The organism is Gardnerella sp. KA00243 (assembly GCF_049244105.1).
Taxonomy (GTDB): domain Bacteria; phylum Actinomycetota; class Actinomycetes; order Actinomycetales; family Bifidobacteriaceae; genus Bifidobacterium; species Bifidobacterium leopoldii.
This window is the reverse complement of record NZ_CP058375.1, coordinates 607,696-623,044: the sequence shown is the minus strand read 5'-3', so window position 1 is coordinate 623,044 and position 15,349 is coordinate 607,696. Positions and strand designations below refer to the sequence as shown.

The window sequence follows — 15,349 nt, the reverse complement described above, 5'->3', positions numbered from 1 at the left end:
ACATGACCGAGAGCATTCGTGATCAAGAAGTGCAGGCGCAACGATCCGATTTTGGTTTGCGTTTGAAGAACGCTATGGCAAAATATGGACCATTGTGTGTTGGAATCGATCCTCATCGCAAAATGCTGCTTAATTGGGGATACAACATGGATGCTCTTGGAGCTGAACTTTTTTCTATGCGAATGCTGCAAGCTATGAATGGTAGGGCAGCGGCAGTTAAATTCCAATCCAGCATGTTTGAGCGCTACGGTTCTAAGGGTTTCGCAGCGCTTGAGCGTGTGCTGTATGCCGCTCGTCAAATGGATATTATTACTATCGTTGACTGCGGTCATGGAGGATTGTCTACTACTATTTCTGCGCTTGCAGACGCATATTTTAAGCCTGGAGCTCCGCTTCTTGCTGATGCTATTACTTTGCTTCCCTATTATGGCGCACGTTCTATGGGCGGCTTAATTAACGAAGCTCTTAATAACGGTCGCGGTGTTTTTATTGCGTCTCTAACTTCTAATCGCGAAGGCGCAAGTTTGCAAACTGCTATTAGGCAGAGCGGAACTTACCGCGGAACTACTGTAGCTCACGGAATTGCTCAAACAGCTCAAAGTTTTAACAATAAAACTAAAGGAATGGGTTCTGTTGGTTTAATTGTTGGAGCTACTATTGGCGACTGGATGAACGGTGGTGGAATTGACGTAACCAGTTTTACTGGTCCAATTCTTTCTCCTGGTTACGGGTGGCAAGGTGCAGAAGCTGACGATTTAAAGCGTGTTTTTGCTGGTACACATGGTAATGTATTGGTAACTGTTTCGCGTTCGATTGCGTCGCATGGTCCAAATATTGGTGAACTTTCGGCTGCAACTGAACGCATAGCATTGGATATTCGTCAGGCTCTTGTTGATTCAGGCGAATGTGTGTAAACGAGGGGTAAGCAAATGGGTGCCACGGATGAGGCTGCAGTTTCGCAGTCTAGACGTCGATTAATCGTATTAACGGGTCCTACTGCGGCTGGTAAAGGCACAGTAGAAGGCATACTTCGTGAGAAGCATCCTCATATTTGGCTATCTGTTTCTGCTACCACTCGTGCGCCTAGACCTGGTGAATTTAATGGTATTCACTATTGGTTCTTAGATGAAGAAGAATTTGAGCGTCGTAAGCGTAATGGTGAATTCTTGGAAACCGCGCTAGTTCATGGCATGGCTCATTATGGTACCCTTCTTCAGCCTGTTTTGGATCATCTTACGCAAGATATTCCTACTTTGCTGGAAATAGATTTGCAAGGAGCTAGGCGCGTAAAACAAGAGGCTGCTCGTCTTGGATTAGAAGTTGTGTACGTGTTCATTGCGCCTCCGAGCTTTGAAGAGCTTAAGCGTCGTCTTATTGGTCGTGGTACTGAAACTCCTGAGCAGCAAGCAAAACGTTTGGAAACTGCTAAAGTTGAGATTGCTGCAGCTAAAGAGTTCGATGTTGTTATTGTGAATGATAATGCTGAGCGTGCTGCAGATGAACTGTGGAATGTTATTGCAAGCGAATACGACTTATATAAAACTTACTCAATATCCAATCGGTAGCATATAATAAGCCTTTTGGAACTATTGTAGCACCATAGAATTTGGAGAATATTATGGCATTAGGCACTCAGCCAACACCTACTGGTCTTGCGAATCCACCGATTGATGATTTAATGCAACATGCGGATTCCCAGTATGCGCTTGCCTTATTTGCTGCAAAACGAGCACGTCAAATTAATGCTTATTTTACTCAGCTTAATGAAGGTTTGCTTCAAAATGTTGGCCCACTAGTTGAGTATCAAAATCAAGAAAAGCCTTTAGCTATTGCTTTCCGCGAAATTAATGCTGGATTGCTTGAAGAGACTCTTGGTGAGGACGACTTAAGCGAAGGTAATTAATAAGCCTTGCTAATAAACGTCTTTATGGGTATTCGCAGTCGCGTATCATCCGTGCTCAATAAAGCGGATGCACGGCTGCGTTTTTCGCTTTATTTAGCCTATATTTAGCCTTTATCGACTATGAACTTAAGGGGGAAATGTGGAAGAACGTAAATTAATTTCTGCAGAATCTGTAACTGAAGGTCATCCTGACAAGTTATGCGATCAAATTGCTGACGCTATATTGGACGATATGCTTCGTCAGGATTCTCATGCGCATGTTGCTGTAGAGGTTTGTGCTTCCGTTGGTCAGTTCGTGGTTTTTGGTGAAGTGCGTGGTGAAGTTTATAGCGATATTCCGGGAATTGTACGTCAAGTTGTTCGTAATGTTGGCTACACGAGCTCCACAATTGGTCTTGATGCTGATTCTTGTGGTGTTATGGTTTCTTTAACTGAGCAAAGTGCGGAAATCAATCAAGGTGTTGCTAGGTTGGATGCTTCTTGTGAGAGTGCATCTTCTCGTGAGGAGCGCTACGCTGCTCAAGGTGCAGGCGATCAAGGTGTTATGTTTGGTTACGCTAGCGACGAAACAGATACTTTAATGCCTTTGCCGATTTATCTTGCTCATCGTTTAGCTCAAAAGCTTGCTAAAGTTCGTAAAGATGGCACTGTTGCGCATTTGCGTCCGGATGGGAAAACTCAAGTAACGATTGAGTACGATTCCAAAGGCACGCCTAAACGTTTGGATACTGTGCTTATTTCTACTCAGCATGATCCAGAAGTTTCTAGAGACTGGTTACAAGATCAGCTTGTTGAGCATGTTGTTAAGCCTGTGTTGGACGAAGTTCTTGCTCAAAAAGTTGCGCACGATTCGTACCGTATGCTTGTAAACCCTACTGGTTCTTTTGTTTTGGGAGGCCCTGCTGCTGATTCGGGCTTAACTGGTCGAAAAATTATTGTTGACACTTATGGTGGTGCTGCTCATCATGGTGGTGGAGCTTTTTCCGGTAAGGATCCTAGTAAAGTTGACCGTTCTGCAGCTTATGCAGCTCGCTGGGTTGCAAAAAATATTGTGGCAGCTGGTTTAGCTCATAAGGCAGAAGTTCAAGTTGCTTATGCTATTGGTATTGCTGATCCTGTAAGCGTAAACGTAGAAACTTTCGGAACTGAAGCTGACGGTATTACGCGCGCAGATATTGCGCGTGCTGTGCGCGAAGTATTTGATTTGCGTCCGGCTGCGATTATTGACGAGCTTAACTTGCTTCAGCCAATTTATGCTCCAACTGCAGCTTATGGTCATTTTGGTCGTATGGATGTCAAATTCCCTTGGGAAGAAACGAATCGTATTGAGCAATTGAAAGATGCGCTAAAAAAGTAGTTTTATTGATAAATTTTGCTGTAAAATAACAGTAATTATGTGATGTAATTCAAGTAAAACTAAGGGTTATTTATGGCAGAGCAACCTTCGCTAGACGGCTTAGCGCGTAAAACAAGACGTAAGCGCAATGCTGTTTCTCTAGTGCCTGCTAATGAATGCCCTATTGCGCATGTGATGCTTGATGTTCAAGCTTCACATTTAGGTCGTACTTTTGATTACTTGATATCGCAAGATCAAGATGAATCTGCTCAGCCTGGGGCGTTTGTACGCGTTCGTTTTGGAGCACAAAAGCTCACTGGAGTTATTTGGTCTCGTTCTTCGCATACTGAAACCCCTCATGTTGCTTTAAGATTTTTAGAGCGCGTATTTCCTTCAGATGTTTTGCTTTCTAAATCTTTGCGAGACGATATTGACGCCATAGCTAAAGCTTATGGTGGAACTAGCTCAAATATTTTGCGTCTTGCTGTGCCTCAACGCGTAGCTCGTGTTGAGCATGAGGAAGTTTTTGACAACATACGCTTGCAACGCAGAAAACAGTGGCGTGAAAATCTTAAGAAGCGTTTGCAAAACGATAACAATACAAACCCAGGTTACGCTACAACTTCTCGCATGATTTATGATTACGAAAATGCAAATGTTTTATACAATGCATTAATCAAAAAATCTATTGACGCAAGTTTTAGTGAAAATAAAGCAGAAAATCAATTAGTCAAGCAAGCAGAAAATAATTCTTCTCAATCTTTTATTGTAGACGCTTTACCAGGTTCTTGCCGGCTTGCACAAGATTTAGCGTGGATGATTGTCACTGCTTTAAGCGCGTGTAAGCAGGCTGTTGTAGTTTTGCCGACGCTAAGAGAAGTCAATGATGTAATGCGCGCGTTAATGGTTTACGGCTTAAAGCCATATAAGCGTGTCAGTGAGAATCATCATGGTTTTTCTGCTGGAAGTTTTGATGGCGATGTCGCTCGACTTTGTGCTGCGGATCCTCCAGCTGATAGGTATAGAGCTTGGCGTGCAATCGCGTCCGGAATAGTTCCTTGCGTTCTTGGCACTAGAGCTGCAATGTATGCTCCAGTTGAGGGAGATGCTTTATTTGCGATTGTTGAAGATTGCGCGTACCAATATGCTGATGGCATGATGCCGTATGCTCAAGCGCGTGGCGTTATGCGGCTTCGTGCGAAAAGGCATGGCGGCGTATTTGTGTCAATGTCGTATTCCAGAAGTGCGCTTAGTCAAAGTGAAGTAGACTGCTATATGTCGAATGCGCAAGATGCGCAAAGTGTGCAAGATGCGCAAAGTGTGCAAGATGCGCAAGCTATTCAAACTGCTGAAATTGCTGAAATTGCTGAAACTGCTGAAACAATAAGCGGATCTAGTATCCCTGTAAGCGCGAGTAAACTTGCTCGCGAAAAGTTAGTTCCGTGGGTTCGTTGGCTTAATCGTGAAGCTTTACTAAAATTAGCTGACCCAAGCATTGGCGCTCGCATACCGCATAGCGCAGTAAGAGCTATTAACGATGCTCTTTCGGATGGTAAGCCTGTGCTGCTTTCTATTGCGCAAGATGGTGTGACGCAATCGGCTATATGCTCTTCGTGCAAACGTCAAGCGCGCTGTAGACGATGCACCGGGCCTCTCGATGTTGCAAATAGTCAGCAAACAGCACGTTGCTCATGGTGTGGTGCTAGTGCAATAAATTGGTCTTGTTCTAATTGTGGCAGTAGCAATATGCGAGTTATACGAGTTGGTGCTGCTGGCGTTGCGGAAGAATTATCTAAACTATTTCGTAACGTGCCTATTATTATTTCGTCACAACACCAACCGAACGGAATTATCCAGTGTATTGATGAAAAACCTGTAATTGTTGTTGCAACTCCTGGATGTGAGCCTCGCATACAAACGCAAGACGCAAATTGTAATGGAGAATATGGTGTTGTAGCAATACTTGATACGTGGGTAAGTTTGTACGCTTCAGGGCTTGATGCGCGAATAGATACGCTTAATTCGTGGATGAAAGCTTCTGCTTTATGTGCTCCTAGAGCGCGTGGAGGAAGTGTACTTCTTATTGGTGAAACGTATCCTGTTCTTGCGCGCGCGCTTACATTGTGGGATACGACTCAACTTTCTTGCAATGAGCTTTCAGAAAGAGCTCAAGCAATATTGCCGCCTTGCGTAACTGCAGCATGCGTATGGGGTGCTCGTGATGCGGTTATGCGTGCGCTTGAAAATATTGGTGCAATGCAAGAAAATCTTGGGTGCGAAAGTAGTCAAGATGCTGATTTTTCAGCAATTTCTCCATTATTAGGAATTGTTCCAATGCATCCGCCTGTTACAGACAAATACCAGCATTTTGACGATATTTACGACCGTGTAAAAGCTGTAGTAAGAGTTCCGCTTTATTTAAGACAAGAATTAGTGAACCGATTGCACAAGGAAGTAGCTCGTCACGTAGCAACACGTGCTGCAGGAGAGTTGCGTTTTTGTGTTGATCCAAAAGATTTATTAGCGTACTAACTTACTAATAGGGGAGAGAAAAATGGTAAAAATATATCATTGCGCAGTTTTGGGAGATCCTATCTCGCATTCGCTGTCGCCTGTGCTTCACAACACGGCTTATAAGGCTTTAGGTCTTACAAATTGGCAATATAGTAAGGAAAAAGTAAGCGAAACAGATCTTCACGATTTTATTGCGCATCTTGACGATTCTTGGAAAGGCTTAAGCCTTACTATGCCGCTTAAAAAAACCGTAATGAAACTCGGCACACCTTGCGACTACTGGTCGCGCGCACTTAACGTGGCAAATACTGCAGTTTTTGCTAGCAATCCAGCAACCGCTTCGCAATCGCAAATAAAGCTATACAACACTGACGTAAGTGGCATATTAATAACATTTATGCACGCATTACATGAGCGCATATGCGAAGTAAAAAAGGCTGTTATTATTGGCAGCGGCAACACTGCATCCTCTGCACTGGCAGCTTTAATTGAAATTGCGCAAGTAGCAAAGCTTGAGCAAGTGCAAGTTGTTGCTAGAACTGAAGATGACGGTAGTGTAAAAGGCGTTGAACGTTTTAATAATCTTATACAAAAGTATTGCGCTGATTTTCCAAATAAAATAAGCATAGGTCAAAATAATAAAAGCGAAGAAAATGACGCTATGTATGAGCCTGTGCAAGGTATTGAGTTCCCAACAATAAGCGAAGAAGTATTTTCAAAATTTGCAGACTATAGCGCAGAAAAATTGAGCGCAGAAAAATTGTCAGAATGTGATAAATCTCTCATTTTGAAATCTTTAAATTCACTAGAAGCTGTTCGTGCAATCGCAGAAGCAGACATAGTAGTAAGCACAGTTCCAGCGCATGTAGCAGATCCAATTGCGCTTGCGTTGAAAGCATACTGTCAAGATAGTGCGCATAATCAAACGAAATTAGGAACATTGCTTGACGTAGTTTACGATCCTCGTCCAAGCATGCTACTTAGTGTATGGCAACAATATGGTTGCGCTATTGGCGGAGAAGAAATGCTTTTGCAACAAGCTTTAGCACAAGTAAGTCTTATGACGATTGACTACAGGCAATCTAAAGAAAATTTTGAGGATTGTGCTGAGACTGGTTCTGAGCTTGGTTATAAACCTAGTGCTGACAAGGCTAGATATTACGATGACTTAAGTAGTCTCATGCGAAAAGCCTTACAGGAGGCATTATGAGCGATAATACGCAACATACTACGCAACGTTCCGCGTCGACTAGCGTACAACTAGCTGACGGATTTGAAGTTATGCTAATTACCGGCATGAGTGGAGCTGGGCGATCGCACGCTGCTAACGCGTTGGAAGATATGGGATGGTATGTTATCGATAATCTTCCGCCAAAACTGCTCATACCGCTAGTAGATATGATGACTTCATCCGGTTCTAAAGTGCATAAGCTTGCTGCTGTTATTGACGTGCGTTCTAGAGGATATTTCGACGACCTGTTTGCAGTTCTTGCGCATATTGATGACCTTGGTGTAAAAACGCGAATTCTGTTTCTAGATGCTTCAGATGCTGTGCTTATTAAGCGTTATGAGTCTGTGCGCAGACCGCATCCTTTGCAGCGCGGCGGCAGACTTATTGACGGTATTCTAGAAGAGCGAGAGCTGCTCAGTCATTTGAAAGATTGCGCAAATATTATTATCGATACTTCTGCACTTAGTATTCACCAACTTTCTACAAAGCTTTACGAAGGATTGCTTGGAAAAGGCTCTTCTACGGTTTCTGTGCATATTTTCAGTTTTGGATTTAAATACGGCATGCCAATGGACGCTGATTTTGTTGCCGATATGCGATTTTTGCCGAATCCTTTCTGGGTTCCTGAATTAAGGGAGCTTACAGGTAAGGATCAAGCTGTGCAAGATTACGTTTTATCGAATCCTGCGGCAATTGCATTCTTAGATTCTTACGAAAATGCGCTTCTTACAGCTATCGACGGATTCGCTAAAGAAGACAAGCATTACGTGACTATTGCTGTAGGATGTACTGGTGGTCAGCATCGTTCTGTTGCCGTAAGTATTGAGCTTGCTAGACGTTTGAGATTGCACGGTTTGCAAGTTACAGTATCTGCAAGAGAGCTGCAGAGAAGATCGTAGTAAGTGAAGAAGTAAAGTAGTGAAGAAGTAAAGTAGCGAAATGCGATTATGAAACTAATCAATTAAAATTAATTAAGAAATTAAATAAAATTGCGTAAATTATATAAAATATAAAAATCTTGTACTAAAAGCATGTAAAGCATGTGCAAAAACCGGTAAAATGTCCAACGTACTCTGTATCACAGAAAGCCGGGCATGTCGTGTGCCACAGCATCATGCAAGTACCCAACAGCACTCATATTTTAAGAAGAACAAAAGTAGGAGGTTGTCCCTTGGCTCTTCTTGACGACGTCAAAAATGAACTCGTTTCAAACAACAATGAGCTCCCGACTGTCATTATGGCTCAAGCTGCAGCAATGATGCGCTTTGCTGGCGGCTTAAGGCCAGTAAATAATCAGGCTGTTATTCGCGCTCAGTTAGATTCTCAGCGTGCAGCTCAGTGGCTTGTTGAGGTATTGAAAACTCATTTCCAGAGGGAAGCAACAATTGCTCAAGTTTCTCGTCAAACTCCTACGGGCACTGTAGTTCGCTATGACGTGGTAGTTGAGCGTGGTGCTGCAGCATTGGCTTTGCAATCTGGTCTTCTTGATCGACGTATGAGAATTGTTGCAGGTCTTGCACCTGAGATTGTTGGTGGAAGTATCGCCCAAATCAAAGCAGCTTGGCGTGGTGCTTTCTTGGCTCACGGTGCTATTTCGGATCCTGGCAAAGCTAGCTATTTGGAAGTTGTTTGCCCAACTCATGAGGCTGCAAATGCTTTGCAAACTATGGCAGCGCGACTTGGCATTAGCGCCAAGGCTCGTCAGGTTCGTAGTTCTGAGCGAGTGACGTTGCGCGATTCTGACGCAATTGAGCGAATGTTGATTTTGATTGGTGCTCCTCGTTCTGCTCGCGAATGGACCGGTAAGCGTTCGGACGGTGAAGCTCGCGGAAAAGCAAACCGTTTGGCTAATTTTGACGATGCGAATATGCGTCGTAGCGCTAAGGCTGCTGCTGAGGCATGCGAAAAGGTTCGTCACGCATTCGATATTTTGGGCGACGATATTCCGGATAATTTGTTAATGGCTGGAAAGCTTCGTCTTGAGCATAGCGACGCAAGTTTGGAAGAGCTTGGTCACTTGGCTGATCCTCCTATTACAAAGGATGCGATTGCAGGGCGAATTCGTAGACTTTTGCAGCTTTCGGCGAAGGTTGAGAAGTCGCGTATGCAGCAGCTTTAATGCTGATTTTGCGTGGTTTGTGTGCGTAACTGTTTTGGTTGCGATGTTCTTGAGTATCGTCTATGAGTTTTGATTAATGTTTTCTATAGTCGGTCTGATGAGCCTCGAAAGTTTTCAGCATCGCAAGTCCCGTCCTTCGTCGCTTTAACTGTTAAAGGCTTTACTGTATCTTTGTTCTTAAAAGAATGTTGCTTCCTCAGTCCTCTTTTATTGCTCTACCCGAAAACTTTTGAGGCTCTAACACACATTCCACTAACACAAAACTCATAGACTCGTGCAGAAAGTTGCGCAACTGCGTGGTTTACTAAGTGGAACTAGAGTCGCGCAATTAAGCTGCGGAGGGGTGTGTAGGTAGGAGTGCCTGGTGTAGTGTGTGCAGCAGCAATAACGCTAGTGTTCGCCAAGCAATAAATACTCAACGTCTGCAGAGCATTAATGTCAAAGTTCACTAAGCAACATATAGTCGACGTCTGCAAAGCATTACTGCAAAGCTTCAGACGCAACGTTTGCAAAGCATTACTGCAAAGCTACAAAATCACCGTCTGCAGAGCACTGGTGCAAAGCTACAGAAACAGTTGTTGGAATTTTACCCGGCTTTTTGTTGTTGCGGGTGGGGTGGTATGTGGTGATGGATTGTTGAAGATGTGCGGTATAATTGTACCCGGCAATGTGTTGATGTTTGAGGCTGATTTTGCGTTTTGTTGAACGAAGTAAGCCGGCACGGTAAGCCAGTATGTAAGTCAAATATGGTAAGCCAATATGGTTTGGAAAGGATACCAATGAAGACACTGAAAGATTTGGGAGATTTGAGTGGTAAGCGCGTATTGGTTCGCGCTGATTTTAACGTTCCTCTCAAGGGTACGACGATTACTGATGATGGTCGTATTCGTGCTGCTTTACCAACCATTAAGGCTTTGCGTGAGCAGGGTGCTAAGGTGATTTTGATGGCTCACCTTGGTCGTCCAAAGGGTCAGGTTGTTCCAGAGCTTTCCTTGGCTCCAGTTGCGCAGCGTTTAGGTGAATTGCTCGGCACAAATGTTGTTTTGGCTGCAGACACTTACGGCGAAGATGCTCAAGCTAAGGTAGCTGCCATGAATAATGGCGACGTTGTTTTGCTCGAAAACGTGCGTTTCAACGCTGAAGAAACCAGCAAGGATGCTTCCGAGCGCGCAGCCTACGCTAAGAAGATTGCTTCTCTTGGCGAAGTATTTGTTTCCGACGGCTTTGGTGTTGTGCACCGCGCTCAGGGTTCAAATTACGATGTTGCTGCCGATCTTCCATCAGCTGCAGGCTTGCTTGTTGAGAAGGAAGTTAAGGCACTTTCTCGCGCAACTGAAAACCCAGAGCGTCCTTTGACTGTTGTTCTCGGCGGTTCCAAGGTTTCCGACAAGCTCGGCGTTATTGAGAACTTGCTTTCTAAGGCTGATCGTCTTGTTATTGGCGGCGGTATGGTGTTCACATTCCTCAAGGCTTTGGGCCACGAAGTTGGTACTTCTTTGCTTGAAGAGGATCAACTCGAGAAGGTTAAGGGTTACATTGAAACCGCTAAGAAGAACGGCGTTGAGCTTGTACTTCCAACCGATATTGTTGTGAATGCCGGCTTCCCAGCAGGGGATACTCCAGTTGCTCCAGAAGTAGTTCCAGCAGACGCTATTCCTGCAGACAAGATGGGCTTGGATATTGGTCCTGACTCTCAGAAGCTTTTCCACGACAAGATTGTTGACTCCAAGACTGTTGTTTGGAACGGTCCTATGGGTGTGTTCGAGGTTCCAGAGTTTGCAGCTGGTACTCGCGCTGTAGCCCAGGGCTTGGTCGATGCAACTAAGAACGGCACTTTCACCATCGTCGGTGGTGGCGATTCTGCTTCTGCAGTGCGCAACCTTGGATTCCCTGAAGATGGCTTCTCGCACATTTCTACTGGCGGCGGCGCTTCTCTCGAGTTCTTGGAAGGCAAGACTCTTCCAGGTTTGAGCGTGCTTGAGTAAGTAATATTGCTTGAGTAAGTAATATTTACGCGAGCAAGTATAAACTAAATATTTCCGCTTATGCCGACTTTCGATTTTATGAATCCGCTTTGTAAATCGAGGTCGGCATAACACTAATTTGCGCAATACTATTAATCTCAATCGTAAACTTTTAAGGGTGATTATGGTTTCCAAAAGAAAGCCGTTAGTCGCTGGTAATTGGAAAATGAATTTCAACCACCGCGAAGCTACGCATTTTATACAAAAATTTGCGTGGCTACTGCGTGACGCGCATTACGACTATCACGATTGTGAAATTGCACTTATGCCTTCTTTTACTTCAATAAGAAGCGTGCAAGTTCTTGTTGAGTCTGACCATTTGCCAATATTGTACGGAGCTCAAGCTGTTTCTGTTACTGCTCAAGGTGCTTTTACTGGTGATGTTTCTGCAGATATGCTTGCAAGTCTTGGATGCTCAATGGTTATTGTTGGTCATTCTGAAAGACGCAAGTATCATCCTGAAGATGATGCAAATATAGTTGATCAAGTTCGAGCTGTGCTTGCCGCAGGAATGCAGCCAATTCTTTGCATTGGTGAAAGTCTTAAAGAACGTCAACAGGGTGTTGCGCTCGATTTTGCTGTAGGGCAAGTGCATGATGTAACGCGCGATTTGGATGCGAAGCAAGCTAAGCGTTTAATTATTGCGTACGAACCAGTTTGGGCAATTGGTACGGGTATGGTTGCCACGGCTAATTCAGCTCAGGAAGCTGCATTGGCTATTCGTGAAGACTTGCGTGTTACGTTCGGTGACGATGTTGCAGATACTGTCCGTATTCTTTACGGCGGATCTGTAACGTCTTCTAATGCTTCAAGTCTTATCGCGGAGCCAGATGTCGATGGATTCTTAATTGGTGGCGCTTCTCTTGATGCGCAAGAACTTGCTAATATTGTGCAACTAACGGCTGCACAAACACGTTTAGAAACTAAATAAGCTTAAGTGGTCAAAGGTTATTATTAGACTTAACCAGGTACTGTAAAACAGGAGGTTGGTTGTGTCCACTGTGAAGATTATTTTGCAGGTGTTGCTTGTGCTCACTAGCATTTTGCTCACATTGTTAATTTTGATGCACAAGGGCAAGGGCGGCGGCCTTTCCGACATGTTCGGCGGCGGTTTAACGAAGAACGCTGGTAGCTCTGGTGTTGCAGAAAAGAACTTAAATCGTTGGACGGTTATTATTGCATTAATTTGGGTTGCTGTGATTGTGGCTTTAAACTTAATGACTAAGTTCTCGCTCATCTGAGTATTCTTTTTGAAAAGCGCATGGTCGTCGGATTGTGCGCTTTTTGTTTATATGCTTTGTTTGCAGGCTTTGCCTGAAGCTTGCTTCACTGTTTATTTGCCCGTTGTATTCGCCCATTTTGTTTATATAAGTGTTTTCTATGATGCGTTTTTCTCCTTCTTTAGTAATTGCGGATCTTGATGGTACCATGCTTCACGATGCCGATACTTTTGAAGGGCGCTTTTTAAGCAACGAAACTGTGAAAGCAGCTAAGTGTTTGCGCGAAAACGGAATTCCTCTTGCGATTATTACGGCTCGTCCTGTCGGAAGTGCTTTTGATTTTATTCACGATTTAAATGCTCAAGTTTGTGCGTATCTCAATGGTGCGCTCATCGATTTTGATTGCGCTAATAGCACGATTTCGGAGCTTACTTCTCAGCGCGAAATAAGCACGTTATTACGTTTTGGTTTTGATTCTAAGCATGCTTGCGATGTGTGTTTGCGTTTGCTTGATAAAATCCCTACATTACGTCTTGGCGTTGTGATGAATGATGTTCGTTACACTAATTTTGACGTTCGTATGCTTTGGAGCAAACAGGATTTTGTTATTACCGACTTTTCAAATGTGCCGCGCGGAACTGCAGACAAAATAATTATTGTTCCGCGAGATAGCGAGAAAGAGCAGCTTCAGCGCATTCTTCCGGACGATTTTTCGCTGCATATTAGCGAAGACGTTTTGTGGATGCTCACGAATCCTCTTGCAAATAAGGGGCATGCGCTGAACGTTGTTTGCAATCGTTTGGGCGTGAAGCCTAGCCGCACAGTTGTTTTTGGCGACGATGTTATTGACATCGACATGTTCCGTGCCGGTGGTTATGGGGTAGCGGTGGCGAATAGTAATCCGCGTTTGCTTGCGATTGCGGATGAGATTTGCGCTTCCAACAATGACGACGGCGTTGCCAACTGGCTTCAAAGCGAATTGCTCTAGCGGTTTATTGCAATCATCATAATCGGACGCAAATAGCAGTAAATCGGACGCGTTCTACAGAATACGGACGTTTAGGCAAAATTTACGGACGTTTTCTTGTTTTTTGGACGCAAAACAAGTAGAATCGGACGAAAAGGATGTAAAATCGGACGCAAAAAATATTTTTAAGTTTTAAAATGTCCGATTTTAAATGCAAATATAAATACAAACTTAACTAAAAAACGATATTGCAACAAACCTAACTTACGAAGCGAGACTGCAATGTTCAATATAAATTCACTATCTTCACTAAGAGAGAGTAATCAATTAGAAGCGAAAGCGGCTTCAAATGGTACGCTGAGAAGTATGTGGGAAACGTATTGTGCTTTTGCTAATACGAATGGTGGAACTATCTTGCTGGGTGTAGGCGAAGATGCGCAGCATAATTTACAGCTTGTTGGCGTAAATAACCCTGAACATATGGTAAAAGATATTTGGGATACGCTAAATAATAAGAATAAAATTAGTTCGAATATTCTTATTGAAGAAAATATTTCTATTGAACAGATGGATGATAACAAATCTATTATCCGCATAACTGTTCCAAGAGCAAATCGTTCTGATAAACCGATTTATATTAATGGAAATCCTATAGGCGGTACGTATCGTCGTAATTTTGAAGGCGACTACAAATGTTCGCAAGAAGAGTATCAAGCGATGGTCAGAGACAATGGTTCGAGCGTAAATTCTATGGATCAATCTCCACTGTTGCAACACAGTGTTGACGATTTTGATATGGATACTGTGCGCTCTTACCGCAATATGCTAAGTGCAGTGCGTCCTCAACATCCTTGGCTTACGCTTGATGCGGATGAATTTCTTATGAGAATCGGAGCGTTAGCAAAGGACGAGTCGAATAAATTGCATCCTACTCGAGCGGGTCTTTTAATGTTTGGTCACGAGTGGTGCATTCTTACGGAATTTCCGTACTATTTTCTTGACTACAGAGAAATCACAAGTACTGATAGTAGGTGGAGTCATAGGATTGTCAGCTCGGATGGTTCGTGGAGTGGAAATCTTTATGATTTTTGGAGTATTGTATGGCAGCGTCTTTCTCGTAAAATTGATGTACCATTTTTGCTTAATTCGCAGTCATTACGAGTTGATGATACTCCGTTGCATATGGCAGTTAGAGAAGCCCTTGCAAACACGTTGATTCATGCTGATTATTATATGCGAGGTAACACTGTTATTACATATGATGATGCTGTGAGTACTGATGTTGATGGTTCTTCACAATCTTCTATAGAAACAAATAGCGCAAATGATGGTTTTAAGCTTTCTTTTGCAAACCCGGGTTGCTTACGTATGCCTGTAGAAGTGGCTTTAGCTGGAGGTTTTTCTGATTCTCGGAATCCAGCACTGCTTAAAATGTTCGCGCTGATTTCTGTTGTTGAACGTGCTGGAAGCGGATTTGATGCTATGAGAGCTGGTTGTGATTGGGCTGGAATACGCTATCCAATGTTAAGTGAGTCCTTTAATCCAGACCGTACTACTCTTGAATTTTTTGTAAGCGATAAGAATAACTTTGTATCTGCTTCTTCAAAAAACAAAACTGAACTTAATGCTAATTCATTGAATTTAGTGAACGGTACTTATAATTCAGAACTTACTACAAATTCACTTTCGCAAGATTCTAATAACTCGCATAAACGTATGAGCGTTGACGATTGCTATAAAAAGATTATTGAAGCAGTACATAATCATGGAACAATAAAGCGTGAGCAAGTGCAAAATATTCTTAACGTGGGTAGTACCAAGGCTAAGCAATTGTTATCTGATTTAGTTAGTAGAGGAGATATTTCAGTTTGTGGAAAAGGTCGAGCTACTACCTACGTTTTTAACCGCAGTTAAACAAAAACCGCACATGTGTGAATTAATCGCTTATGCACGAAACTCGCGTGCGCCATCGTAACGTTTTAACCAAATCTCGCTGGCAAACTCTTTCTGGCAAGTAATCGCCGTTACTTTCTCA

13 protein-coding genes are annotated in these 15,349 nt (G+C 43.3%); all 13 read left to right on the top strand.

Annotated elements, in window-relative coordinates:
* Positions 1–2 precede the first annotated feature (2 nt).
* Positions 3–914, top strand: coding sequence for an orotidine-5'-phosphate decarboxylase (pyrF, locus tag HXT50_RS02460; RefSeq protein ID WP_004106386.1), 912 nt, complete (start codon positions 3–5; stop codon positions 912–914).
* A gap of 15 nt (positions 915–929) precedes the next feature.
* Positions 930–1,565, top strand: a complete 636-nt coding sequence (gene gmk, locus HXT50_RS02455) for a guanylate kinase (RefSeq protein ID WP_421776981.1) — start codon at positions 930–932, stop codon at positions 1,563–1,565.
* A 53-nt stretch (positions 1,566–1,618) separates the two neighbouring features.
* Positions 1,619–1,903 carry a DNA-directed RNA polymerase subunit omega gene (rpoZ, locus tag HXT50_RS02450; RefSeq protein WP_004106383.1) on the top strand — a complete coding sequence of 95 codons (285 nt, stop codon included), beginning with the start codon at positions 1,619–1,621 and terminating at the stop codon, positions 1,901–1,903.
* 139 nt (positions 1,904–2,042) lie between these two features.
* Positions 2,043–3,260, top strand: a complete 1,218-nt coding sequence (gene metK / locus HXT50_RS02445; protein ID WP_004106381.1) for a methionine adenosyltransferase — start codon at positions 2,043–2,045, stop codon at positions 3,258–3,260.
* Positions 3,261–3,332: 72 nt separating this feature from the next.
* Positions 3,333–5,771 carry a primosomal protein N' gene (locus HXT50_RS02440; RefSeq protein ID WP_421776980.1) on the top strand — a complete coding sequence of 813 codons (2,439 nt, stop codon included), beginning with the start codon at positions 3,333–3,335 and terminating at the stop codon, positions 5,769–5,771.
* Between the two features lie 22 nt (positions 5,772–5,793).
* Positions 5,794–6,963, top strand: coding sequence for a shikimate dehydrogenase family protein (locus tag HXT50_RS02435; RefSeq protein ID WP_421776979.1), 1,170 nt, complete (start codon positions 5,794–5,796; stop codon positions 6,961–6,963).
* Complete coding sequence (rapZ, locus tag HXT50_RS02430) at positions 6,960–7,883, top strand: RNase adapter RapZ (protein ID WP_421776978.1); 924 nt, start codon at positions 6,960–6,962, stop codon at positions 7,881–7,883. The genes HXT50_RS02435 and rapZ overlap by 4 nt, the downstream gene beginning before the upstream one ends.
* A gap of 272 nt (positions 7,884–8,155) precedes the next feature.
* The gene (whiA, locus tag HXT50_RS02425) at positions 8,156–9,103 is read left to right on the top strand and encodes a DNA-binding protein WhiA (RefSeq protein ID WP_004119060.1); all 948 of its coding nucleotides are present in this window, start codon (positions 8,156–8,158) and stop codon (positions 9,101–9,103) included.
* A gap of 779 nt (positions 9,104–9,882) precedes the next feature.
* Positions 9,883–11,088, top strand: a complete 1,206-nt coding sequence (locus tag HXT50_RS02420) for a phosphoglycerate kinase (protein ID WP_004119063.1) — start codon at positions 9,883–9,885, stop codon at positions 11,086–11,088.
* Between the two features lie 163 nt (positions 11,089–11,251).
* The gene (gene tpiA / locus HXT50_RS02415) at positions 11,252–12,058 is read left to right on the top strand and encodes a triose-phosphate isomerase (protein WP_032842481.1); all 807 of its coding nucleotides are present in this window, start codon (positions 11,252–11,254) and stop codon (positions 12,056–12,058) included.
* A 61-nt stretch (positions 12,059–12,119) separates the two neighbouring features.
* A complete protein-coding gene (gene secG, locus HXT50_RS02410) occupies positions 12,120–12,368 on the top strand; it encodes a preprotein translocase subunit SecG (RefSeq protein ID WP_004119067.1) in 249 nt (82 codons plus the stop codon).
* A 139-nt stretch (positions 12,369–12,507) separates the two neighbouring features.
* Complete coding sequence (locus tag HXT50_RS02405) at positions 12,508–13,335, top strand: HAD family hydrolase (protein ID WP_421776977.1); 828 nt, start codon at positions 12,508–12,510, stop codon at positions 13,333–13,335.
* A gap of 261 nt (positions 13,336–13,596) precedes the next feature.
* The gene (locus HXT50_RS02400; protein WP_421776976.1) at positions 13,597–15,228 is read left to right on the top strand and encodes an RNA-binding domain-containing protein; all 1,632 of its coding nucleotides are present in this window, start codon (positions 13,597–13,599) and stop codon (positions 15,226–15,228) included.
* Positions 15,229–15,349 lie beyond the last annotated feature (121 nt).